26 protein-coding genes are annotated in these 22,769 nt (G+C 67.9%); 9 read left to right on the top strand and 17 right to left on the bottom strand.

All coding sequences use genetic code 11. From position 1 onward, the window contains the following. Window positions 1-9: 9 nt before the first annotated feature. From ABZ464_RS36685 to ABZ464_RS36675, 3 genes are all read right to left on the bottom strand, one after another. A complete protein-coding gene (locus ABZ464_RS36685; protein WP_359284718.1) occupies window positions 10-312 on the bottom strand; it encodes a hypothetical protein in 303 nt (100 codons plus the stop codon). Window positions 313-425: 113 nt separating this feature from the next. Further along, window positions 426-1,478: a CU044_5270 family protein gene (locus tag ABZ464_RS36680; protein WP_359284715.1), complete on the bottom strand. Its 1,053-nt coding sequence runs from the start codon at window positions 1,476-1,478 to the stop codon at window positions 426-428. After that, entirely contained in the window at window positions 1,475-2,113 is a 639-nt protein-coding gene (locus tag ABZ464_RS36675; protein WP_359284808.1) for an RNA polymerase sigma factor, read from the bottom strand. Before ABZ464_RS36675 ends, ABZ464_RS36680 begins: the two co-directional genes overlap by 4 nt. Window positions 2,114-2,283: 170 nt before the next feature. Between ABZ464_RS36675 and ABZ464_RS36670 the strand changes: the two genes are divergently transcribed. From ABZ464_RS36670 to ABZ464_RS36660, 3 genes are read left to right on the top strand one after another with little or no spacing between them, the layout of a single operon-like run. Continuing rightward, on the top strand, window positions 2,284-2,631 hold the full coding sequence (locus ABZ464_RS36670) for a metalloregulator ArsR/SmtB family transcription factor (RefSeq protein WP_359284712.1): 348 nt from the start codon (window positions 2,284-2,286) through the stop codon (window positions 2,629-2,631). Continuing rightward, on the top strand, window positions 2,628-3,047 hold the full coding sequence (locus ABZ464_RS36665) for an SRPBCC domain-containing protein (RefSeq protein WP_359284710.1): 420 nt from the start codon (window positions 2,628-2,630) through the stop codon (window positions 3,045-3,047). The genes ABZ464_RS36670 and ABZ464_RS36665 overlap by 4 nt, the downstream gene beginning before the upstream one ends. A 52-nt stretch (window positions 3,048-3,099) precedes the next feature. Next, window positions 3,100-4,323 carry a serine hydrolase domain-containing protein gene (locus ABZ464_RS36660; protein ID WP_359284708.1) on the top strand — a complete coding sequence of 408 codons (1,224 nt, stop codon included), beginning with the start codon at window positions 3,100-3,102 and terminating at the stop codon, window positions 4,321-4,323. Here the strand turns inward: ABZ464_RS36660 and ABZ464_RS36655 are convergent. Continuing rightward, the gene (locus ABZ464_RS36655; RefSeq protein ID WP_359284707.1) at window positions 4,309-5,055 is read right to left on the bottom strand and encodes a TioE family transcriptional regulator; all 747 of its coding nucleotides are present in this window, start codon (window positions 5,053-5,055) and stop codon (window positions 4,309-4,311) included. The genes ABZ464_RS36660 and ABZ464_RS36655 overlap by 15 nt on opposite strands. Before the next feature lie 70 nt (window positions 5,056-5,125). Between ABZ464_RS36655 and ABZ464_RS36650 the strand changes: the two genes are divergently transcribed. Continuing rightward, complete coding sequence (locus ABZ464_RS36650) at window positions 5,126-6,316, top strand: erythromycin esterase family protein (protein ID WP_359284704.1); 1,191 nt, start codon at window positions 5,126-5,128, stop codon at window positions 6,314-6,316. Here ABZ464_RS36650 and ABZ464_RS36645 read toward each other — a convergent pair. The 4 genes from ABZ464_RS36645 to ABZ464_RS36630 all read right to left on the bottom strand — a co-directional run bounded on the left by ABZ464_RS36645 (window position 6,313) and on the right by ABZ464_RS36630 (window position 9,842). Then, a complete protein-coding gene (locus tag ABZ464_RS36645; RefSeq protein WP_359284702.1) occupies window positions 6,313-7,251 on the bottom strand; it encodes an NADP-dependent oxidoreductase in 939 nt (312 codons plus the stop codon). The two genes, ABZ464_RS36650 and ABZ464_RS36645, sit on opposite strands and share 4 nt — an antisense overlap. Before the next feature lie 317 nt (window positions 7,252-7,568). Next, window positions 7,569-8,519: an SDR family NAD(P)-dependent oxidoreductase gene (locus ABZ464_RS36640; protein WP_359284699.1), complete on the bottom strand. Its 951-nt coding sequence runs from the start codon at window positions 8,517-8,519 to the stop codon at window positions 7,569-7,571. Window positions 8,520-8,726: 207 nt separating this feature from the next. Then, the gene (locus tag ABZ464_RS36635; RefSeq protein ID WP_359284697.1) at window positions 8,727-9,449 is read right to left on the bottom strand and encodes a VOC family protein; all 723 of its coding nucleotides are present in this window, start codon (window positions 9,447-9,449) and stop codon (window positions 8,727-8,729) included. Window positions 9,450-9,533: 84 nt separating this feature from the next. Then, window positions 9,534-9,842, bottom strand: coding sequence for a hypothetical protein (locus tag ABZ464_RS36630; protein WP_307627865.1), 309 nt, complete (start codon window positions 9,840-9,842; stop codon window positions 9,534-9,536). Between the two features lie 104 nt (window positions 9,843-9,946). On the opposite strand from ABZ464_RS36630, the gene ABZ464_RS36625 reads away from it, so the two are divergent. Both ABZ464_RS36625 and ABZ464_RS36620 read left to right on the top strand, forming a co-directional pair. Next, window positions 9,947-10,519, top strand: coding sequence for a TetR/AcrR family transcriptional regulator (locus tag ABZ464_RS36625; protein WP_359284693.1), 573 nt, complete (start codon window positions 9,947-9,949; stop codon window positions 10,517-10,519). 88 nt (window positions 10,520-10,607) lie between these two features. Then, window positions 10,608-11,531 carry a transposase family protein gene (locus ABZ464_RS36620; protein ID WP_359284690.1) on the top strand — a complete coding sequence of 308 codons (924 nt, stop codon included), beginning with the start codon at window positions 10,608-10,610 and terminating at the stop codon, window positions 11,529-11,531. 185 nt (window positions 11,532-11,716) lie between these two features. Here ABZ464_RS36620 and ABZ464_RS36615 read toward each other — a convergent pair whose 3' ends face one another. Continuing rightward, on the bottom strand, window positions 11,717-12,229 hold the full coding sequence (locus ABZ464_RS36615) for a DUF6879 family protein (RefSeq protein WP_359284687.1): 513 nt from the start codon (window positions 12,227-12,229) through the stop codon (window positions 11,717-11,719). A gap of 159 nt (window positions 12,230-12,388) precedes the next feature. Here ABZ464_RS36615 and ABZ464_RS36610 point away from each other — a divergent pair, with 159 nt between their 5' ends. Then, a complete protein-coding gene (locus ABZ464_RS36610) occupies window positions 12,389-13,246 on the top strand; it encodes a hypothetical protein (RefSeq protein WP_359284685.1) in 858 nt (285 codons plus the stop codon). Here ABZ464_RS36610 and ABZ464_RS36605 read toward each other — a convergent pair. The 7 genes from ABZ464_RS36605 to ABZ464_RS36575 form a co-directional block, all read right to left on the bottom strand. Then, window positions 13,234-13,623 carry a hypothetical protein gene (locus ABZ464_RS36605; protein ID WP_359284682.1) on the bottom strand — a complete coding sequence of 130 codons (390 nt, stop codon included), beginning with the start codon at window positions 13,621-13,623 and terminating at the stop codon, window positions 13,234-13,236. The genes ABZ464_RS36610 and ABZ464_RS36605 overlap by 13 nt on opposite strands. Window positions 13,624-13,699: 76 nt before the next feature. After that, window positions 13,700-14,140 (bottom strand): hypothetical protein, encoded by a 441-nt coding sequence (locus ABZ464_RS36600; protein WP_359284680.1) that lies wholly within the window; start codon window positions 14,138-14,140, stop codon window positions 13,700-13,702. Between the two features lie 148 nt (window positions 14,141-14,288). After that, window positions 14,289-14,762 (bottom strand): hypothetical protein, encoded by a 474-nt coding sequence (locus ABZ464_RS36595; RefSeq protein WP_359284678.1) that lies wholly within the window; start codon window positions 14,760-14,762, stop codon window positions 14,289-14,291. An 87-nt stretch (window positions 14,763-14,849) separates the two neighbouring features. Next, window positions 14,850-15,698 (bottom strand): helix-turn-helix transcriptional regulator, encoded by an 849-nt coding sequence (locus ABZ464_RS36590; protein WP_359284676.1) that lies wholly within the window; start codon window positions 15,696-15,698, stop codon window positions 14,850-14,852. Further along, entirely contained in the window at window positions 15,695-16,435 is a 741-nt protein-coding gene (locus ABZ464_RS36585) for a DUF6879 family protein (RefSeq protein ID WP_359284673.1), read from the bottom strand. The genes ABZ464_RS36590 and ABZ464_RS36585 overlap by 4 nt, the downstream gene beginning before the upstream one ends. Before the next feature lie 128 nt (window positions 16,436-16,563). Continuing rightward, entirely contained in the window at window positions 16,564-16,764 is a 201-nt protein-coding gene (locus ABZ464_RS36580; RefSeq protein ID WP_359284671.1) for a DUF397 domain-containing protein, read from the bottom strand. Then, on the bottom strand, window positions 16,764-17,609 hold the full coding sequence (locus tag ABZ464_RS36575) for a helix-turn-helix transcriptional regulator (protein WP_359284669.1): 846 nt from the start codon (window positions 17,607-17,609) through the stop codon (window positions 16,764-16,766). Before ABZ464_RS36575 ends, ABZ464_RS36580 begins: the two co-directional genes overlap by 1 nt. Window positions 17,610-17,823: 214 nt before the next feature. Here ABZ464_RS36575 and ABZ464_RS36570 point away from each other — a divergent pair, with 214 nt between their 5' ends. Continuing rightward, a complete protein-coding gene (locus tag ABZ464_RS36570; protein WP_359284667.1) occupies window positions 17,824-18,483 on the top strand; it encodes an ATP-binding protein in 660 nt (219 codons plus the stop codon). 13 nt (window positions 18,484-18,496) lie between these two features. Here ABZ464_RS36570 and ABZ464_RS36565 read toward each other — a convergent pair whose 3' ends face one another. After that, window positions 18,497-21,574, bottom strand: coding sequence for a DUF3427 domain-containing protein (locus ABZ464_RS36565; RefSeq protein WP_359284665.1), 3,078 nt, complete (start codon window positions 21,572-21,574; stop codon window positions 18,497-18,499). A 187-nt stretch (window positions 21,575-21,761) separates the two neighbouring features. Here ABZ464_RS36565 and ABZ464_RS36560 point away from each other — a divergent pair, with 187 nt between their 5' ends. Beyond that, window positions 21,762-22,763 carry a YDG/SRA domain-containing protein gene (locus ABZ464_RS36560; protein ID WP_359284663.1) on the top strand — a complete coding sequence of 334 codons (1,002 nt, stop codon included), beginning with the start codon at window positions 21,762-21,764 and terminating at the stop codon, window positions 22,761-22,763. Window positions 22,764-22,769: the final 6 nt, after the last annotated feature.

Raw genomic sequence — 22,769 nt, 5'->3', positions numbered from 1 at the left:
GTCCCCGGCTCAGCCCCGCCGGTCCGCCACCGCCCACGAGGCCAGCGCGACGGCACCCGCCACACCGAAGACGGCCGGCCAGGCGCCCACCTTCTTCGCCAGCGGATGCGACCCGGCGAAGGCGGCGACATACGCGGCGCCCAACGCCCCCGCGGCCTTCCCGCCGGCCCGCTCCCGCCACTGCTGCGCGGCCGCCGCCCCGGCGACGGCCAGCACGACCCCGCCGAGCTGCCGCTTCCTGGTCCACCGGGCCACCCCGTACCCACCGACAAGCCCACCGGCCGCGATCACCGAGCTGGGAACCCTAGCCATGTCCGCCTCCTCCACAAGGCCCTTCTCCGCAAGGCCCTTCTCCTGGCTACGAGGCTAACCACGCCTCTCTTCATCCCAGGACGGACCCCCGAATCGCGAGCCCGTGGCGCGCCCTAACTCCGCGAGACCCGCCGCCGCCCGCTCGGCTCCTGCCCCCGCTTGTCGACCACCGCCCGCTCCAGCACCGCGCGGGTGTCGAACACGGTCCCCGCCTTGCCCATGGCGGAAGTCCGGGTGAGCACGGACCGCTCGCCGAGATATCCGAGGGTGTCGGGGTCGAAGATCCACTCGGTGCGCAGGCCCATCCGGGCGTCCTCCCGCGCGATGGCGATACCGTGCCGCCCCGCCGCGTCCACCGCGTCGGCGACCTCCGTCACCCCCGGAATCCGCGCGGTGGCCTGGTAGATCGCGGCGGCCGTGGCGGACGGCAGGATCTGCTCCTGGACGAGTTCACCGATCCGCGAGAACACGGCCTGGTCCCGGTCCTCCCCCTCGGAGACGGGCGTCTCGGCGTACAGCTTCTTCAGCAGCGCGCCGGGATCGGTCGGCAGCGTGGCGAGCCAGGCGTAGGTGGGCCGGTCGATCCCGGCGCGTTCCCCGTCCGAGCCCTTGGGCACCAGGATCCGGATCGCGTAGTCGTCCCCGTTCTCCCGACCGAGCCCGTACTCGACCAACGGCCCCTGCTCCTGCGAGAACCACACCTCCCGGTCGTGCAGCGCGCCGGGCTTCACCGGCTGCCCCCAGTCGGCCTCGTTCTCGGAGGCCCGGGTGCGTACGTACACGAACTGACTGTCCTTCACCGGCCCGACCTCGGTCCGCATCGCGACGGCGGCGATCCGGTCGAGCGTGACGACCGCGCTGTGACTCCCGCCGCTGGGCGCGCCGCTCACCGCGGCACGGTCGGGCGTGGTGCCCGCGTCCCGGCCCGCGCCGATCCCGAAGGTCAGCCCGGCGGCCAGCGCGACGGCGACGGCCCCGGCGAGAAGAGCGGGCCGGGGGAGCCGCACCGGCGAGGTGCGAGGGCGGCGATCGCGGTCGTCGTCCCGGTCGATGAGCTGCATCAGTACGTCCTTGTGGTGAGAGTGACGCTCAGCAGGCAGCCCCCGCTCGACGGGAGCGACCGGCAGCAGCCGGCTCAGTTCCTCGCGCTCGTCGTGCTCGTTCATCGGGCTTCCTCCTGAAAGGGCAGGGCCACGAACGCGGCCTCACTCTCTACCTCTCCGCGACGCGCGAGCGGTTCCATAAATCCCGTACGAGACGTATGCGCCGTACGTCCCTCCTCCTCCACGAAGGTCCGCAGCCGGGCCCGCGCCCGCGACAGCCGCGACCGTACGGTCCCGACGGGCACCCCGAGCGCCTCCGCGGCCTGGGCGTAGTCGAGCCCGCCCCACGCGCACAGCGCGATGACCTCGCGCTCGTGCCGCCGCAGCCGCCCCAGCACCCGCCGCACCTCGGCGAGGCGCCGGGTGTCGTCCACCCGCCCCGCGACGTCCTCGGCGAAGTCGTCGACCGCCTCCTCCGTGGACCGCCGGGCGAGGAAGGCGAGCCGCCGCCGCAGACCGCGGTCGGCGTTGCGGGCCTTGTTGGTGGCGATCCCGAACAGCCAGGGCCGCAGCGACCCCCCTCCGGCCTCCACGTCCTCCCGCCCCCGCCAGGCGGCGAGAAACGTCTCGGACATGACCTCCTCGGCCGCCGACCAGTCGCCCGTCAGCCGCAGGGCGTGGTGGTAGACGGCCGTGGAGTGCAGCTCGTACAGCTCGGCGAACGCCTCACGTTCCCCGCCCCGCACCCGCCCGCGCAGCCGGCCGTCGTCGTCATCGTTGGACCTTCCAGACCTCACAGACCTCACACATGTACCTCTCCGGGCCACACGGCCGGTTCCCGTGGCGTGGCTCACAGTCGAGAGGCCACCCCCGCCTCCCCCGCCGGCCGTCATTGACGCGTCGGAAATCTCCGACGTATCGTCGGGTCATGCCCCCGGACGTCTTCGGCGCCCTCGCCAATCCCGTACGACGCCAACTCCTCGATGCCCTGAGGGACGGCCCCCGCGCGGTCAACGACCTAGCCGGCAGCTTCGCACTGAGCCGCCCGGCCATCTCCGAGCACCTCCAGGTACTGCGCCACGCCCACCTCGTACGCGAGGAACCGCGCGGCCGCCAGCGCTTCTACCACCTGGAACCGGCACCGCTGGCCGAGGTCGGCGCATGGCTGCACCCGTTCGAACACTACTGGCGCACCCGCATGAGCTCGTTGGCCGACGTGCTGGACGAGCAGAGCGGGCAGAACGAGCAGAACACCACAGAGGACCCCCCGTCATGAGCAAGCCCCCCGTGATCCACTGCGACCAGTTCCTCCCGCACCCCCCGGCCACCGTCTGGAAGGCCCTCACGGATCCGGACCTGCACGCCCGCTGGTGGGCCGCCGGTGACGTACGCCCGGTCGTCGGCCACCGCTTCACCCTCGACATGGGCCCCTGGGGCGTACAGCCCTGCGAGGTCCTGGCCGCCGACCCGGAACGCCTGCTGCGCCACAGCTTCGCCGAGGGCAGCCTCGATACGACGATCACCTGGCGCCTGGAGCCGGAGGGCACCGGCACCCGTCTCTTCCTCACCCACGAGGGCTTCGACCTCGACTCCCCGCTGGGCAGGGCGGCGCTGGACGGCATGGGAGAGGGCTGGCCGCACGTCCTGGCCCACCTGGCGAAGACCCTGGACGAGCTGCCGCCCGGCCGGTGACGGGTGGCTGAAACCGCGCTCGCGCAGGAAGCGCACTGCCAGGATGGGCGGCATGACGACGACCGAGGGCAGCGACGGCAACAAGGGCTTCAAGGGCATCGAGGGTGAGGTCGCGCCCGGGTTCGAGCCGGTGCGCGAGGCGTTCGCGGCGAACTTCGCCCAGCGCGGCGACATCGGCGCGGCGGTGTGCGTGTACCACCGGGGCCGCCCGGTGGTGGACCTCTGGGCCGGGACCGCCGACCCGGAATCGGACACGGACACCGGCCGCCCCTGGACCCGGGACACCCTCCAACTCGTCTACTCGGGGACCAAGGGCGCGACCGCGACCGCCGCGCACCTGCTCGCCCAGCGCGGCGAACTGGACCTGGACGCGCCGGTGGCCGAGTACTGGCCGGAGTTCGCCGCGCAAGGCAAGGCCGACATCCCGGTGCGGTGGCTCCTGTCCCACCGGGCCGGCCTGGTGGCGCTGGACCGGCCGGTGCCCCTGTCCGACGCCCTGGCCTGGCACCCGATGGTCGCCGCCCTGGCGGCCCAACGCCCCGCCTGGACCCCGGGAACCGCCCACGGCTACCACGGCCGCACCTACGGCTGGCTGGTCGGCGAGGTGATCCGCAGGGTGTCCGGCCGCACCCCGGGCCGCTTCTTTGCTGACGAGATCGCGGCCCCCCTCGGCCTGGACGTCTTTATCGGCCTGCCGGAGTCGGAGCGTGCCCGGGTGAGCCGCATCGTCTACCGACAGCCGACGGTCGACTTCTCCACCGTCCCCCTGGAGGCCGTCCCGGAGGAGTTCCGCGCCGCGGTGGCCGCCATGCTGGACCCGGACTCCCTGGCCAACAGGGCGTTCGCCATCACGGACCCGCCGGAGATCGACTTCAACTCCCCGGAGGTCCAGGCGGCGGAACTCCCCGCCTCCAACGGCATCTGCACCGCCCACGGCCTCGCCCGCATGTACGCGGCCCTGATCGGCGAGGTCGACGGCGTACGCCTGCTCACCCCCGAGACGGTCGCCTCGGCGACGAAGGAACAGTCCGTCGGCCAGGACCGCGTCATCATGCTGCCGATGCGCTTCGCCTCCGGCTACATGCTCCCCACCGACACCGCCCCCCTCACCGGCCCCCAGGCCTTCGGCCACCCCGGCCGAGGCGGCTCCCTGGGCTTCGCCGACCCAGAACATGACATCGCCTTCGGCTACGTCATGAACCACATCAGCGAGGACCCGACCGACTCCCGGGCGGCGTTCCTGGTGGAGGCCGTGAAGACCTCACTGGCGGGCTGATCCGCCCGCGGGGCCGCGTTCGCGGAGGTAGGTGTTCAACTCGGCGGCCCCGCCCAGCAGCGCACGCCCACGATCGGCCAGCCGGCCGTGCCAGTCGCCCAGGGCGGACTCCAGCGGCTCCAGCCCGCCGGCCGCCCGCACCTGCGCGATCAACGGCGCGATCTGCTCCAGCAGATAACCGCCCCGCCTGAGCTGGTGGGCCAGCCGGGCATCCCGTACGTCGGCGTTGTCGTACACCCGGTACCCGGTCCGCCCATCACGCCGCGGCCGCACCACCCCGGCCCGCTCCCACGCCCGTAGCGTCGCGGGCCGGATCCGCAGCGCGCGTGCCAGCGGCCCGATGAAGGTCGCACCACCCCCGGACACCTCCATGGACTCCCTCCAGTCCAGATCCCGCAGCGCACCCTCCACGGCCCGCAGGGTCCGCCGATCGTCGAGAAGCTGGGCATGACTCTCGTCGATCAGCCGAAACGCCTCCTCCTCCGCCCCCTCGTTCACGGCCCGCATGATCGCCGCGGCCGTCCGATGCCCGTGCCCCGGCACCAGGGCGAGGAACGCGCGCAACGCCGCCGCGTGCAGCGGGGTGTAGGTGCGATAGCCGTGCGCGGTCCGCGCGGCGGCGGGAAGGATCCCGTCCTCCTCGTAGTTCCTTACGGCCTGGGTCGACAACCCATGCGCACGCGCCAGATCGACAGGCCGAAGGCGCTCCCGGGTTTGAAACTTCTGCCCCATACCCCCGCCGTTTTCTTCGCCGATTTCTTCCCGAAGTCTCAACCGAATGTTCAACGATAGCGTTGAAGGCATGGCGACTGACATCAAGGACACCGCCCATGCCGTCGACGCCGCCTCCGTGATGAGGCTGCTCGGACGCCGACCGCGCCTCCTCGCCCTGGGCGAACCCACCCACGGCGAGGACACCCTGCTCGAGGCCCGCAACGACCTCTTCCGGCAACTGATCGAGCACGAGGGCTACCGGACGATCGCGATCGAGAGCGACTGCCTGGCGGCCCAACTGGTGGACGACTACGTCACGTCGGGCACAGGCACCCTCGACGAGGTCATGGAGCACGGCTTCACCCACGGCTTCGGCGCATCGGCGGCCAACCGCGACCTCGTACGCTGGATGCGCGCCCACAACGAAACCCGCCCCGCCCGGGACCACGTCCACTTCGCGGGCTTCGACGGCCCCCTGGAAATCACCGGAGCGGAAAGCCCCCGCCGGGCCCTGACCGGACTCCACACCTACCTCGCCCCACTGACCGACCCGGCACTGCTCCCCACCCCGGACAGGCTGGACGCCCTCCTCGGCCCGGACACCCGCTGGACCGACCCGGCGGCGATGCTGGACCCGACGGAGTCATGCGGCCACTCACCCGAGGCGAAGGAACTCCGCCTCCTGACCGACGACTTGACGGCCCTATTGGACACACAGGTACCCGAGCAAGGGGCCAGGGAGGCGTGGAACCGAGCCCGCCTCCACGCCCGCACCGCCACCGGCCTCCTCCGCTACCACGCGGCCATGGCCGACCCCTCCGAGAGCCGCATGTCCCGACTCCTCGCCCTACGCGCCCGCATGATGGCCGACAACCTCCTCGCCCTGACCGAACACGCCCCCACCCTCGCCCACGCCCACAACGCCCACCTCCAACGCCCCGAGAGCAGCATGCGCATGGGAGGCCGCCACCTGTCCTGGTGGAGCGCCGGCGCCCTGGCCGAAACCCACCTCAACAAGGACTACGCCTTCCTGGCCACAGCCATAGGCACCATCCCCCACCACGGCGTAACCACCCCACCCCCCACCACCCTCGAAGGCCTCCTGTACGACCTCCCACCCACCCCCCACCTCATCGACGCCCCTCGCCTGTTCACGACCCTCACCGCCCGACAGCCCGCTGCCCGGGTGTCTCCGTACTACGGCTACGCACCCCTGGACCCGTCCCACCTGGCCACGTACGACGGACTCGTCTTCATCAGGGACATCGCACAGACCTAGGGAACGAGGACGATCTTGCCCTGGACCCGGCCCGTCTCGCTGAGGTCGTGGGCCTTCGCGGCCTGCGTCAGCGGGAGGGTCTCGGCGATCGTGGGGCGTATCCCGTGGGCGTCGACGAGCTCGGCGAAGGCGGTCAGCACCCGCGGGGTGGGCTCGAGGAAGAACTCGACGAACCGTACGCCGAGTTCGGCGGCGCGCGCCGTCACCTCGGTCCGGTCGACGCCCACGCCGACCACGTCGACGAGGATGCCGCCCGGCTTGAGGGTGGGCAGGGAGCGCGGTCCGTAGTCGTTGCTGATGGTGTCGAGCACGGCGTCGATGTCGCGCAGGGTGGAGAAGTCCTCCACCGTGTAGTCGACGAGCTCGTCGGCGCCCAGTCCGCGCACGTAGTCGTGCTTGGCGGCGCGGGCGGTGCCGATGACGTACGCGCCCCGGGCCTTGGCCAGTTGTACGGCGAGGTGGCCGACGCCGCCGGCCGCGCCGTGGATCAGGACCCGCCGGCCCGGCTGTACGTCGGCGAGGGTGACGAGGGCCTGGTAGGCCGTGAAGCCCGAGATCGGCAGCGCGGCGGCACCGATGTGGTCCAGGGTGCGAGGCCCCGGTGCGATGCGGTCCTCCGTCACCACCACGTGGTCGGCATGACTGCCGTGCGGCGGGACGGTCCAGCCGTACACGTCCTCCCCCACCGCGAAGCGGGTCGCCCCCTCGCCCACGGCCTCGACCGTGCCGCTGAACTCGTGGCCGAGTACGTACGGCGGCGGCCCGAAGAAGTCCACCTTGCCGATGCGGACCTTCCAGTCCGCGGGGTTCATGCCGGTGGCCCGTACCCGGACCAGGACTTCACCTGGCCCCGGCGAGGGAAGGGGGATCTCGGCGAGTTCCAGTACGTCGGAGCCGCCGATGGCCCGCTGCGTGATCACTCGTGTCGTCGTCATGTTGATCATTTTCTACACGCCGGTCAGGAACACGAACGGATTCCGGCCTCCGGACTCCGGTGGTCCTGGGCCGCCGGCGCCCAGGACCTCGGACTCGACCGACCAGTAGGCCGTCTCTTCCGGATTTCGCCCGACCCGCGCCGCCCCGGCACCGCACCTCTCTCCCGGCTACCGCTGGGAGGTGCCCCCTGCGTTGTCGAGACACCCGAGTACGTCCGGTCATCGGGAGCCTTTCCGCCTTGCGAGGCGCGGCACCGGACGACGCGGGCTCAACCGGCACTGGGCCACCGGATGGCCGCTCTGGGTGCGGCTCCGGCCTACCGAAAGCCGAGGTACGGATCTGTGCCGGCCAGCTCACCGCTGGCGGCCCACAGGCGAGCGGCGACGGCCGGGTCGGCCATGTGAGAGGGGACGGGCTCACGCCGTGGTATGCCACGCAGGCCGAAGACCCTCGGCCCCCACAGCTGCCCTCCCTGCACCTGCGAGTCGAGGACGGCCCGGACGACGGGCCATGCTCCGGCGTCCTTGCCCTGCACCAAGAGCCCGGCGGGCAAGGCTCGCAGCCGCTCACCGGGGGTTGTCACGTGTACCGGTGGGCGGGACGGAGTGAGGGAGTCCAGTGCGCCGCCGGGGTGGGCCACCACACTGAGCACCGTGCTGCCGACGGCGCGCAGGCGGCGATCGAGTTCGAAGCCGAAGCACATCTGCGCCAGCTTCGATCGGCCGTAGGTGCGCTTGGGCTGGTAGTCCTGGGTCGACTGCAGATCGCCCAGGTCCAGTCGCTCGGACCGCGCAGCGAAGCTTCCCGTCGTCACGATGCGACCCGCCGGAGCCGCGGACAGCAGGGGGGCCAGCCACTGGGTGAGCGCGAAGTGCCCGAGGTGGTTGGTGCCGAACATCAGCTCGTGGCCGTCCTCGGTCTCTCGACGCGGCGGGTCGTCGAGTGCGACCCCTGCGTTGTAGACCACAGCGTCGAGACGCTCGAGGTCCAGCCTGTCCACGGCGGTCTTCAGGGACGACAGGTCGGCGAGGTCCAGTTGAAGGTGCCGCACATGCGCGCCGGAGACGCGCGAGCGGATCGAGGCCATGGCGGCCTCGGCCTTCGTCGCGTCCCGGCAGCCGAGTACGACGACGGCGCCGGTGGCGGCGAGCTGCTCCGCGGCGAAGTAGCCGATCCCGGCGTTACCCCCAGTGACCAGGAAGATCCTGCTCTGGGCAGACGGCAGCCGGTGAACGTCCCACGGTCGACTCTGGGATGCGGAAGACACGATGACAAGCTCCTGGCTCTCTGGGACAGCGTGCTCATGAGGAGCACCAACCCACCCAAGGTCGCAACCTCCACCGACATACCGCCGACAGATCACGGACACCGCCGACAGGCTTCCGACACCCCTGCGGAGAACTACCGAGAGCAAGAAGGCTGCTAACAACTTGGTGCGCGATTGCTCGGGGCAACGCGTTCGGGCGGAGCGGGACTATCGGACGTGCTGGGTAAGGCCGAACAGAGCGCCGGTGGGATCGCGCATGACCACGTCTCCGTTGGAGTCCTGGCGAACTTCGGTCGCACCGAGCTGTCGGGCCTGCTTGGCGTCGGCATCGGGTCTGTTGCTGGCGAAGCTGACCAGCCAGAGTGATCGCTGCACTGTTGGTTTCCCTGGCGGCTTGCCGTTGGTGGCGATGGAGTTGTCCGGCAACCGGAACTCGGTGTGCTCAGGGTTGGAGTTCCAGTGCAGTGCTGGTCGGTAGAAGGCGGCGGCATGCGCGGAGTGCTCGGTGAGAAGGCTGATGCCGGCGAAGGTGCCCGGTTCGTGGTTCAGCTGCATGCCGGTGTGGGTGCCGGGCTGCCAGAGTGACAGTGGTGCGCCGACGGGGTCGAGAGCGACGGCGTAGTGGCCGAGGGTCCCGACTGCGGTGGGTGCCACGATGATCTGGGCGCCCAGGTTCGTGAAGCGGGTGGCGGTGGCTTGGATGTCCGACACGGTGACGTTGGTCGTCCAGTAGGGTGCGCCTGCGTCCTCGGCCGGCCCCAGGGCGGCGACGAGATGTCCGCGCAGCGTACAGAGCCGGTAGCCGTCGGGGTCCGGTTGGGCGACGGTCCAGCCGAACAGCGCGGTGTAGAACGCCGTCGTCGTCCCCATATCGGGAGTGCCGAGGTCGATCCAGCTCACGGTGTTCTCGGGGTGCCGCGTGATGTTCATCGAGATGCCTCTCCGTTGGGACCGCCTCGCCCCGGCAGTGGAGCGAGGCAGTGTCCAGAGCTGACTCCGCGGCGCCCTGCGGTGTCAGGTGTAGTAGGGCGAGTTCAGGTCGATACTGGCGTCCTTGACGATGTCGCCGTCGAACAGTCGTGTCGTTGCCGGGGCTCCAGCCCGGCGGGCTTCTTCGGCGAAGGGGCCCTGGGCGAAGGCCAGGGCGTTCTCGGCGCTGTCGAACTCGTAGAAACCACCGATGGTGTGGGTGCCGATCCCGGACAGCCACGTCTTGCGGATCAGGCCCGGCGCTGTCTTCAGAGCCACGTTGACCTGGTGCCAGTCGAACTGATCGAACGGTACTGCCGCCTGGATCTCGGTGTAGAGAAAGGTCTTGCCCATCACGAACCTCCGGTTTCGGGGGCTGTCCAGCCCACGCTACTAGTACGTGCGTCCTAGTGGGCCGAGCATGGACTAGGATGGCCGTACTAGTCAAGGGGGTCGCGATGGCCGCGGACACGAAGTCCCGCATGATCAGCGCAGCGATCGGACTGCTGCAGCGTCACGGCCTGGCCGCGATGTCCTTCACCGACGTCCTGGCCGAGAGTGGTGCCGCGCGCGGAGCGATCTATCACCATTTCCCGGGCGGCAAACAGCAACTCGCGCTCGAAGCCGCTCGCCGCAACGCGGAGGACGTCCGCAGCCACCTGCGCGAACTGCCGGCCCGCACGCCACGCGAGGTCGTGGAGGCGTTCCTTGGCAACGTCCGCCCTGTCGTGCAGGCGTCCGCGGGGGGCGGCGGTTGCGCAGTCGCGGCGGTCACCGTCGACGGCGGTGCGGCCATTGCCGACCAGGGCAGCCTGCGCACTGTCGCGGCCGAAGGGTTCGCCGGCTGGGTCGGCGAGCTCACCGGCAAACTCACCCACGCCGGAATGAGTTCATCCCAGGCTGCTGATCTGGCCACCCTCATGATCGTCACACTTGAAGGCGCCCACATCCTGTGTCGCGCTGCGGGCAGCGTCGCCCCTTTCGATAGAGCTGCTGCGGCCCTGCTCTCCGGCCTCCCGAGCTCGGGTTGAGCCGGTGCCGGAACACCACAACGTGGCGCGCTGACACGATCAGGCTTCTGCGATGGCAGGCACAGGGCCGTGCGGCCTGGGTGTGGCTGTGACGCAATACCTTGGCCGCACGGCCTTGTCCCATCGTGTCTTCACCGGCCTGAAGCGCCGTCGACTCGGTTCGCTGATCGCAGAGTTGGCCGAGGCGTGGATGGCCGCCGAGGAGGGCCGCCTGCACGAGCGTCGAGGCCGCAGCCGGTTGCGTGCGGCCGGCGCGGGACCGAATCACCAGCTGGTGTTCACCGACCGGGTCATCGCCACGCTGGTCGTCCTGCGATTCCAGCTCCCGCACGGGGCTCTGGCCCTGCTCTACGGAGTGGACCGCTTCACGATCACCCGGGCTGTCCACGAGGTCCGTCCCCTTCTGGCCGCTCGTGGCTTTGCTGTTCCCGGGCAGGGTGACCGGCGGCTTCGCACGCTCGCGGACGTCTTCGCCTATGCGGCGGCTGAGGATGTCGAGCTGCGGCTGGACGAGACGGAGGTCCGGGTTCGACGACCCCGGGCGAACAAGCCGGGCCGTCGCGCCTACGTCTCGGGCAAGATGCGGCAGAACACCAAGAAGGCCGCCGTCGTCACTGACGGGCAGGGCCGCACCCTGTGGGCCGGGGCCTTCCGGCCCGGCCGAATGCACGACCAGACAGCCGTGAAGACCGAGGGAATCTGCGAGCTGTTCGAGCAGTACCCCCAGGTCAGGGCCAAGGCCGACGCGGGCTACCGGGGACTTGCCAAGCAGTTCCCCGACCAGGTCCAAGCCCCGCCGCTCAAACCGAAGAAGGGCGCCGCGCCCGAAGACATCGCCGCCTGGGACGCAGCCCGCCATCAGCAGTGCTCGGAGCGCATCTGCGTCGAGCACGCCAACGCTGAACACAAGCAGTGGCGAACCCTCCAGCGCTACCTCGGACGCCGCGAGTACTTCGACGAGACCTACGCGGCAGTCGCCGCCCTGGTCTCCGACCGCGCCGCCGAGAGGTGAGCACCCATCAGGCAACCCGCCAGGCCAACACGCCCCGACCTCATTCGTACACAAGGCCGTAAGGCCCTGGCGGGGCCCGCTCAACAGCACGTGGGCCACCGCACCAGCTCATCGGCCACCGCCACGCCGCCGACCACTCCGAAGAAGCGATGCTGCACGCCATCAGCTGAGCCGCCCCGTGCCGATCACACGATCCGGTAGGCGGAGTGAGGTACGCCCAGTTCCCAGACCGACTCGAAGGCGTCGGCACACAGCTCGACCTCATGCGGATCCGCGCTGGTGGACGACTCCAGCCACTCGCCCTCGCCGTCGAAGTGGTTCACCAGCAACAAGGACGAGTCGAACAGCCAGAAGTCGTTGCCGGGCAGGGCGATGCCGGTGGCCTTCCTGCGCGGCAGCCAGCGCACCTCCTCGCCTGCCGCGATGTTCAGGCCGTCCGTCACCTCGTACTCGAACCGGATGTACTGGCTCACCGGCTCGGACACAATGCGTGCCCGCCGCACGTTCACCCCCCGTCGCGTGGCCTCCGAGACCAGACCAAGCCAGTCGGCCCACCGCTCAGCGGGATCGAAGGCGACACCGGCGACCCAATCCACGTAGGCCGGGTCCGACTTCATATAGCTGTCCCGCATCTCGAGATGGACCGCCGACTCACGGCAGTCGCGGAACAGTTCCTCAAACGTCGGAACCGCGGTCACCCTGTACCTCCAGGAATAACTGGACCATGCGTCGCGGGATCTTTGATCACGGGGCCTTCCTACCCGTGGAGGCTTGTTCTGCTCCGGGCGTTCAGGATGGTCAGCGCGTGTCCGGAGAGACGAAAGTCGCATACGGGCCCTGCTGCTACGGTCCCTTGTATGACGCTCCCGGTGGCCTCTGTTCGCTCCGTTGATCTCCGCGTTCAACCGGTCGGCGAAATCCTCGATCGCGTCGGGCGCTCCTTCCAAACGGACTTGGACCTGAACACCGTCGTACGCAAGCGTCGATCCGTGGGAGCCCGTACAGACCGCGGCACCTGGATCCGGGTAGAGCGCCGCCTGCTCGAAAGGATCGGTGACCAGGGCTGGAACGGAACAGAGCGCGCCGCTCGGCTCGCGGACATCGCCCAACCCGCGTGGCAGGGGTGCGTGGTCTGGCAGGACCCGAACGAACCCGTGATGTGGCGGGCGGACGAGACCGAACTCCTGCCAGGGAGCCCCGTAGGCGCAGCCGTGCTGAGTGACGATCCCGAGCTGGCGGACACGTGGTGGCAGGAGTTCAACGACTCGCTGGACGCGCTCGCGGCGCAGCACACCGGCCGCACGGCCACGCCGGACACCGTCACCATCACCCAGACCCTGCTCACCGAGACCATCCGCACCGCGTTCCCCGACGACTTCGACACCACCGTCGAGCGGTGGGTCCCGGCCCACGCCGATCTGAACTGGGCCAACATGACCGCCCCGACGTTCTGCCTCTTCGATTGGGAGGACTGGGGGACCGCCCCGCGAGGACTGGACTCCGCGACCTTGTGGGGAAGTTCCCTCGCCGTCCCGGCCCTGGCCGACCGCGTACTGCACGAACGGCGCCACGACTTCGAGAGCCGGGACGGCAAGCTGATGACCCTTTTCACCTGCGCGAAGATCCTCGGCCCGGGCGCGCATCCGGAGGACCCTCGCCTGGAGCCGGCCCGCCGTAGGGCGGAGCAGGTGATCTCGGAGCTTCAGGCGGGCTGACGCAGGCCGGAGTGCGACAGCGCGATCCGTCCCGTCATGAGGATCTCGTGGTTTGCGAACAGTGCCCCGAGCTCGAAGCGTCGGCGGATGTGTGCCGTCCACTTGGTGTCCGGCAGATCGGTGTACGCCTTGACCATGCGGGCCCGGCCGGCCTGGGTGAGGATCCAGCGAGCCTGGTCCGCACCCTGGGTGCGACCACCGAGGTCACGGGCGAGGCGCCACAGCTCTTCGCCGTCGGCCTGTTCGTCCACGACCGTGACGAGCCCGATGTCCCCGAGCCCGCGCGCGTCGCTGGACTGGGTGGTGTAGGCGACGGTGAGTTCCTCCAGGGGGAACACGGTCACCCGACTGGTCGCGGTCAGCTCGATCAGGGACACGAGGACGAGTCCGTTCTGGTGTGGGGAGGAGCGGGCCGACTGCGGGAGGGCCGACCCGCAAGGGGAGGAGCAGGCGTCAACAGCCGTCGCCGTCGCCGCAACAGGCCGGCGGATTGCAGTCGGCGGCCGTACCCCACAGCCGCTCGTCGACCTCGAACCCGGCCGCACGCATGCGGCCGACGACATCGACCATCAGCCCACGCGTACGGACCTTGGCGTTCGGCTGGTGATGCAGGAAGTAACCGAAACTCCGCTCACACCAGTCGGCGTACCAACCGGTGTGCAGGATGAGCGTGTGCCACCCCGGATCGACCTGCTGCGACGGCGCCATGCTCGCGCCCTCACCGCTGATGCCCATCACGTAGACGAGCGCGAGCGCCTGGTCGACGACCCGGTCCGCGACACAGCGCTCCAGGCCGTACTCGTCGGCACAGAACGCGGCGAGTGTGCCGAACTCGGCGTCGGTGACGAGGGAGCGGCCGGTGCGGGTCCGGGCGGCGACGGCAGTCGAGGGCATGGGGGTACTCCTTTGTCGTGGGGACTTTCTGGAGAGCCCCTCCCAGATCGCGGGATGCGGATTCGCCTGCTCTGCGAGAGGGGTTCGCGCCCGTCGCGCAGCCCCAGCCGGAGCGAGGCGCGCAACGGTACGTGGAGGTGAGGAGCGGTCAGTAGGACCGCTGCGGCGGCCTCGGACGGCCATTCACCGAGCGCGCCTGGTCGAATGCTGCGCTGAGTTCCACCGGGTCGGTGAGGTCGCCGGAACCGTCGGGACGCTCCAGCCATCCGCGTTCCCCGACCGGCCGCAGAACGGGCGGGCACATGAGCGGCCAACCGGATGCATGCACGGTTAGCTGTCGTATGTGGTCCAGCCCGCCACCGGGATCGGCAGGGATCAGCCACCAAGCCAGCCCGGCCGCGACATCCACCAGGACCGGGCCAAGTCGCCCAGCCCCCAGGAACTTCATCACTCGGAGAGACGGAAGCAACGAGCCCTCGGCCACCATCCAGTGGCCGCCGCTGGGGATACAGGCGCACTCGTCGGCGGCCCACGCCCGGCGCACGGCCGTGGGATTCCGGGCGCAGGACAGCAACCAGTCCTGACCTGCCAACCAGGTCGGCTGAGCGAGTTGTGGTGCCATGAGCAGGACGTTAGGTGGCGCAATTGCTCACGTGCGCGGCGATTGCGCGCGATTGCGCAGACGACCGTGGCGCTTGCAGCCGATTACCTACGAGAGATCCAAGCAAGCCCTCGCCCGACCGATCAATCGGCGAGCGGGTGCCCCGTACTCGGCAGATTCGGCGAGCCAGTCCCACGCCCGTTCATACAACTGGAGGTCCTCGTCACCGGTGAGCCACAGTTCTTCGCTGATCGTCTCGACGATGACAAGCCGACGATCGTAGATCCAGAATGCGTGCGGTGCCGTACGGCGCAACTGCGTACCGAAGGGCAGGACGCCGACTTCGACACGGTGCCGGCCGACGAGGTTGTACAGCCGGTCGAGTTGCTCGGCCATCACCTCGGCGGGGCATGAGCGGTGGTACAAGGCCGCTTCGCACAAGAGGAATCGGAAGGATTTCGAGGGGTCGTACAGCGCCTCCTGGCGACGCATCCGTGCCTCGACGGCCGCTTCCGTAGTCGGCGCGATGCCCCGGAACTCCGCGTTGGAGTCGAAGATGACGCGGGCGTATTCCGGCGTCTGGAACAGCCCGGGCACGCGGGACACTTCGAGGCCACGAATGGTCTTCGTGGCCTCTGTCTGACGTACGGCGATCTCCTGGCGACCCCGGTGCCCACCGGCCAGTTGGCGTCGCCACGAGCGGTGCCTCTGCTTCATCTCCAGCCCGGCTCGCAACCCCTGAAGCTCGGCCTCGACATCCGGTCGATCGCAAGCCCGCGCCCACGCGGTCAGGTCAGTAGCGGTCGGGGTCTGCTTGCCGTTCTGGAGCCGTGACACCTTCGACGGCTGGCAGCCGATCCTGTCGGCGAGGCCCTTCCCTTCCAGACCGGCCTCGGTGCGCAGCTCGCGCAGCCGCGCCCCGAGGGCTTCTCTCGCGGTCTGGTAGTCCGTGCTCACATGGTGGAACGTACTCGCTCGGCGAACTCTTCGGTACGGACGGCATGGTGCCAGGCGGCGTCCCGTGCCTGGCAGGCCGCGAGTACGTCCGCCGGGTCTTCGCTGACGTAGACCCCCAAGGTCACGTCCTCGTCGTCGAACGCGAAGCGAGCGACGGTCTTCGAGTCGAAGAGCCAGAAGTCGTAGTCGGGCAGCCGCAGCTCGCGTGCCTGGGCACGGGTGAGGTTACGGATGTCCTCCCCTGCGGCGACATTGCCGGGAGCGCTGGCCAGGAGGAACGCTTGCCCCTGCGTGAGGGGTTCGTCGACCAGCCTCACTCGCTCGAACCGCTTGCCCTGTGCCGTCTGCGCTCGGACGTTCTCCCGCCAGGCGTTGTCCGGGTCGCGACCGATGTCCTCACCTGAGAGGAACCGGGCCCATTTGGCGCTGTTCCGGTCGGAGGCGTAGCCAGGCCGTGTCTCCAGCCGCCAAGCGGTGTGCCTGAACTCGCGGAAAAAGGAGGAGATCGAGGCGAACGGCTGGAGTGCCGGCGCCTCGGCCGTGGGCGCGTAACGGATCAGCAGACTGCGCGGCACACGGACGAACGTCTCGGACTCTTTGACGTCCCTCAACTGAGCCAGATGCTCCGGGTCCGTCTCCCGCTCGCCCTGGACGAGGATTTCGTTGGTCCCCTGAATGTCGTACAGGGTGGGGCAGTCGCCGTCGTCGCTGCTCGTACCGATGAACCTGAGCGTCATGCTTGGCCTCCGGCTGTGGGGGATGGGAGATCCAGGATGTGGCTACGTGAGAGGGGCCGCCCCGACGATTGCAGCTGATTGCGCAAGCTGAGCGATGTATCGAGATTGCGAGCAATTCATAGGCACCCTCAGTGATCGCCTTCCCCTCGCGGTAGCGAGTCCACAAAGAGGATCCACGTTTGATGCTGGACGGCTATGACAGGTCCTCTGTCGCGCTTGGAGTCTCGTACGAGGATGCTGCCGACCTCACGCGCGCACTCCACACACTCAGTCCCACTGCCGCCGCTGTAGGAGGACTTGAACCATTCATGCGGGGAGAGTGAGGTCATCAAGACTCCTTGCTTATACGGTCGATGATCTCCGCCGAGGACTCGAGATCGAGTGCCTGGGCGCTGAGGTACTCGAACGCCAACCTATAGCGGTCCAACTCCTGCGGCTTCTCCATGAAGAGACCGCCGCCGATCAGGTCCACATAGACCACGTCCAGTTCTCGGGTCGGGCCTCGGAGGACGGCGAAGCTCCCCACGGCGGCTGCATGTGCTCCCTTGGTGAACGGCAGGACCTGGACTGTCACATGGGGGCGTTGAGACACCGTGAGTAGGTGTCGGAGTTGCTCCTGCATGACGTCGACACCGCCCACCCGGCGCCGTAGCGCTGCCTCGTCGATCACGCACCAGAGATGGGGAGGTTCAGCTCTGTCCAGCAGTTCTTGCCGCTTCATGCGAATGTCCACCATGTGCTGCACCTCCCGCTCTGGACACTGCACCTCTGACGCTCGATGCACGGCTTCGGCGTATGCGCGTGTCTGGAGGAGCCCGGGGATGTACATGGAGGCGTAGTGGTCCTCACGTACGACCTCGTCCTCAAGGGTGAGCATGAGGTTCATGGACTCGGGGATGGGGTCGGCGAGTGATCGCCACCAGCCCTGGATCTTGGCTCCCTTGGCGAGTTCGACCAGGGCGAGTCGCTCTTCGTCTGGGGCGCCGTACTCGCGGCACAGGGCGTCTACCGCTGGCCACTTGACGGTGCCCTCCTTGGTCTCGTAACGGCTCAGGGTCGCCTTGGAGATCCCCACTCGTGCGCCTGCCTCCTCCAGAGGGAGGCCCTTCGCTTCGCGAAGGCGGCGTAGGGCGGCGCCGAGTTGGCGTCTGCGGGTCGTGGGTCCAACTGCCATGTTCGGGACCTTTCGTGTTGATCCGTTAGATCGTGCGCGCCCTCGGAGCGTGAGAGCAAGACAGCGTGCGCCGGGGGCGTGCCCATGAACCTCGCGCTTCTCTTCGTCCCTCTTCGCGCATTCTGAGAGTTCCATTTTGAGAGTTTCAGTGCAACTCTCGGTGTGTCACCGATTGCGAAGAGCGACCGAGCTCACGTGGGAAGGACTTGCCGTGATGCAGAACGACCTGTGCACGCTCAGGAAGCCGTGGAGCCTCGCCTTCGCGGCAGAGCCAGAGGAAGCGGCCGCCCTGCGCCGCTTGCTGCGCCTGCACTTGGGCCTCTGGGGGCTGTCCGAAGTCGTCGAGGACGCCCAACTGTGCGTGACCGAACTGGTTTCCAACGTCATTGCGCACGTAGGTGCCGGTACGCCAACCACCCTCGCCGTCTCCATGAACGGACCCCGCCTACGGATCGAGATCCAGGACCCGGACACCCGGGCTCTCCCCACCCTGCTCCAGTCGGGAGCTGATGCCGAAGGTGGTCGTGGGATGGCCCTCGTCGATGCCGTCGCCGCGCGCTGGGGTGTTGAGCTTCACGGAGATCGGAAAGTTACGTGGTGTGAGTTGGCGGCAGAGCGAGGCTTGCCCATCTCGAGGCATGACAGCCCGCGTCTGAGCAGAGCGGAGGGGCTCCTGGACCTCTACAGGGTTCAGGAGGTTCCGATTGCGGCAACTGCCAGCTCGCAGCGGCTGAGTGTCGCCTTGGCGGAGGAAGCGGCGATCGACATCATTACCGACCTCCTCCATTGGCTTCACCAGCATGGCAGGGACGCCGACGACCTCCTTGACAGAGCTCAGACGCACTTCGAGGCAGAGTCCCAGCCCTCTGCCTGAGCAAGCGGCTGGATCAGCTGGTAATCGAAGCGTACGAGCTCACATCGGCAGGAAGCCCGTGGTGCAGATCCCAGGTGATCGCCATGGGCTTGCTGCCGGTGTGCTCCTTGTAGGTCGCGGGCCCCAGGAGCATCCACGGCTCGGCCTTGCCGATGCTGTTGCGCTTGTAGCGGCGCAGGAAGAGCAGGACATGGCTCCCCTGCTGGGCGTGTTGTTGGTAGCGCAGACCAGTCGCGGAGTTTTCCGGAGTCGTGCTCTGAGATTCCCAGTGAAAGCGTGTTGGGCTGAGGGCGTAGTCCTTGTAGCGGACCGTCGGGGAGAAGTCGCGCTCGCTCTTTTCCAGGGTGATGAGGAGGGCGTCGGTCTTGAGTTCCTCGACCCAGCGCACTCCTTGCCCGAAGTCCCTCGGCATCTGGCCGCCCAGTTGGGCCACACCCAGGGCCGACAAGATCTCGGAGCGGTTGTAGGAGCTGTGGATCTTCAACGGGATGTGGGCGAGTGGACCTTCCAGCGGGAGCGGGAAGTGGTCAGCCGCTTCGAGGGCGTACGACAGGATCTGCTGGAGTTCGTCACGCAGCACTGGCTGGGCGCGCAGTGATTCAAGGCCCTGGTGGTACCTGGAGAAACCGCCGGCGTTGTCCCACAGGTTGAAGAAGAGCATGCGGGCGTATGCCTGCTCCTTCACCGACAGAGAGTCATAGTCCGGGGCGTCATCTGCGAGCAGCCGCAGATACGCCTGGATACGGTCAGGGTCGTCGACGTGCAGGAAGGCGTGAGCACGCTTGAGGAGCTCTGCTTCGCCCGACGGCGCGTCCTCGCGGAGGAAACCTGCCTTACGCAGCACCTTGGTCCAGGAGTTGTCGCTCTTGTAGAGCTCCTGGATGTCTCGTCGGCTCTCGCGAAGGTAGTCGGCTAGCTTGGGAGTGCTGTAGTCCCTTGCCTCCTTGGCCAACGTGGTGATGGTGGCCTTGAGCTGAGTGCGGATGTTGTCGAGGACTAGGTCTTTGGCCTTGCCCTCCAGAATGATCTGACACCCGGACGGCAGCAGCGGGAAGTCGTGCTCCATGCTCTCGACGAGGCGGTTCCGGGAGAGATTGGTCAGGGCGCGGAACTGCTCTTCGAAGCGGAACTCGGCTCGATGCTGACCGATGAAGTCAAGCACGGTCAGGACAGGCTTGTTGGGCGTGCGGCGCAGACCTCGTCCAAGTTGCTGGAGGAAGACGGTCGCGCTGTTGGTAGGGCGCAGAAGCAGGAGCGTGTCGACGTCGGGGATATCCAGGCCCTCGTTGAACAGGTCGACGGAGAAGATCACCTGGATACGACCTGCCTTGAGATCGTCAAGCGTCCGCTGGCGTACCTCAGCTTTGGAGTCACTGTCGAGGGCCGCGGCTTGGAACCCCGCTCGGCGGAAACACTCCGCCATGAAGTGCGCATGGTCCTTGGTCACGCAGAAGCCCAGCGCCCGCATGGTGGCAGGGGCAGAGATCTTGTCCTCGACCTGCCTGATGACGATCCGTGCCCGAGCCTCATCAGCCGTGTACAGCCGGCCGAGCTGCTCCCTGTCATAGACACCCGAACGCCAGTCGAGACGGGTGAGATCGGTGCCATCTGGCAGTCCGAAGTAGTGGAAGGGGCAGAGCAGGTCGTTTTCCAGGGCCTCCCAGAGCCGTAGCTCGGCAGCGATCCGCCCGTTGAAGAACTCGTCCTGCACATTGCGCCCGTCCATCCGCTCCGGGGTGGCCGTGAGGCCCAGGAGCTCGGCCGGCTTGAAGTGCTCGATGACCCGGCGGTAGGTCTCAGCGGTGGCGTGGTGGAACTCGTCGATGACGATGACATCGAAGTGCTCCGGGTCGAGCTGCTCCAGCCGCTGGACGTTGAGTGACTGGACGCTTGCGAACACGTGCGTCCAGTCGCGTGGTTCTTTGCCGCTGTGGAGTAGCTCGCCGAAGGAGGCGTTGTCGAGCACCTCTTGGTAGGCCCGCAGGGACTGGTTCAGGATCTCCTTGCGGTGGGCGACGAAGAGGAGGCGGGGAAGTTGGCCGCCGCGTGTGTCGCGCATGGTGCGGTAGTCCAGTGCAGCCATGACCGTCTTGCCCGTCCCCGTCGCGGCAACGAGAAGATTTTGATTGCGGCCGCGGACGTCACGCTCCACACGAAGGCGCTCCAGCATGTCCTTCTGATGCGGGAGGGGATGCACCTCCAGACCGGAGAGGCTGATTCTGAGGTCCCCAGCAGGTCCGGTCCCGCCCGCTCGGGTGAGCGCCTCATCGAGTCGCTCACCATCGCGGTCAGGGTCGTAGGCCTCGAAGGCCACGTCGGCCCAATACGCATCGAAAGTCGCCTCGAACTTGTCGAGCACCCTGGGGGTGGCGACCGAGGACAGTCGTACGTTCCACTCCAAGCCGTCAAGCAACGCGGCCTTCGACAGGTTGGAGCTGCCCACATACGCCGTGTCGAAGCCGGTGTTACGGCGGAACAGCCATGCCTTTGCGTGCAGACGTGTCGACCTGATCTCGTAGTTGACCTTCACCTCGGCGCCGAACTCGCGCACCAGCCGATCCAAGGCGCGACGGTCGGTGGCCCCGATGTAGGTGGTCGTGATGACTCGGATCGGGACGCCACGTTGCTTGGCTGCCCGAAGTGAGTCCTCAAGAACTCTTATGCCGTACCACTTCACGAACGCGCAGAGCAGATCGATACGGTCGGCGGTGGCGAGCTCTGCCCGCAACTCCGCGCCCAAACTCGGATCATCCGGGGCATTGGTGATTAGCGCCGTCTCAGACAGAGGAGTGAGGGGCCTGATGGCGTAGACGCCAGGGGCCTCCTGCTCAGCCAGGGCGAGTAGTTGGCGTGGGCCATCGATGATGGTGGTCACGGCTTCGGCTACGTCTGGGTCCGGCACGCTGTTGACCAGAGACTGCATGATCTGGTTTGCCGCGGCGACCTGCTTCTCATGAGGCAGTTGACTCAACCGTCGCCCCACCGCGTCGCCGATGTAGCGCGCCAGCACGTGAGGCGAAGACTCTGCGCTGACCTCGGCGTGAATGGGTTTCCAACCGGCCGCGTTCAACTGGTCGATCTGCGCCTGCATGCCTTCAGTGATGAGCTCTTCGTATACACCCGCGACAGGTTGTGACAGATCCCCTGGCTGAACCACGCTGGGCCCCCTCGATCGCTTGTTGCGCCATGACCAGTTCTAACAGGGGGCACTGACACAGGAGGGGTGGGGGTTGGGAACCGCAGCTGACCGATCATAGTTGAAATCTGACGTGACGTAAGTGATCGTCTTCGGTCAGGATGGTGCGATGGTAGAGCGAGTTATCGGTCACATAGATGGCGTCGTGCCTGGTGAGGTCTTTCCCGGGCGTGCTGAAGTGAGGGCCGCGAAGCTTCATGGCGACAACATGCGAGGGATCTCCCGCGTGAAGGATGCGGACGGCGTCTACGTCGCCGACGCCGTCGTCCTTAACGGGGGGTACGAAGACGACGAGGATGGCTGGGCCTGGATCCAGTACACCGGCGCATCACCAGACAAGGAGAAGGCCAAAGACGGCAAGACGCTTCTGCGGAGTCAGTCTTGGGAGTATCCGGACAACGCGGCGCTCAAGCTCAGCTTCGAGCGGGGGCATCACATTCGCATCATCCGAGGCCCCAAGGGGGATCGGCGGTACTCCTTACCTAAGGGCTACCGATATGACGGCCTGTACAAGATCACGGCTGTACGTACAGCTATATCGAAGTCACCGGCGCCCGACGGCTCACCCATCGAAATCTGCCAGTTCGTTATGGAGCGGCTTTCCGATCCTGAACAGGAACTGACCCCGGCTGAACGCCGGATCGCTGAGGTGTTGGTCCAGCAGGAGGATGGAGAAGGGAAGTTCCCTACGACGCGTGCCACCCAGGTCCAGCGCATCGTGCGGGATGCTGCCGCGGCCAGGCGCGTCAAGGAACTCTACGACCACGAGTGCCAGATCTGCGGTGTGCGCTTGGTTGGTCCAGATGCCCAGCCCTACAGCGAGGGCGCTCACATACGCCCCTTGGGTAAGCCTCACCATGGCCCCGATGTAGAGCGGAACATTCTATGCCTTTGCCCTAATTGTCACGTCAGGCTAGACATGGGGGCGATCGTCATAGACGACGATTGGTCGATCATCGTTCGCGCCGGAATTCTCGGCGAAAATGTGCGAGCGAAGCTCAATAGGGACGCGAAGCATAAAGTGCACGAAGAGTATGTTCGGTACCACCGGGAGCGGTGGGAAGGGGCTGCTGGCGCCAGCTAGGCGTGA

This window comes from Streptomyces sp. NPDC005820 (assembly GCF_040630255.1).
Taxonomy (GTDB): domain Bacteria; phylum Actinomycetota; class Actinomycetes; order Streptomycetales; family Streptomycetaceae; genus Streptomyces.
This window is presented reverse-complemented; position numbering and strand designations above follow the sequence as displayed.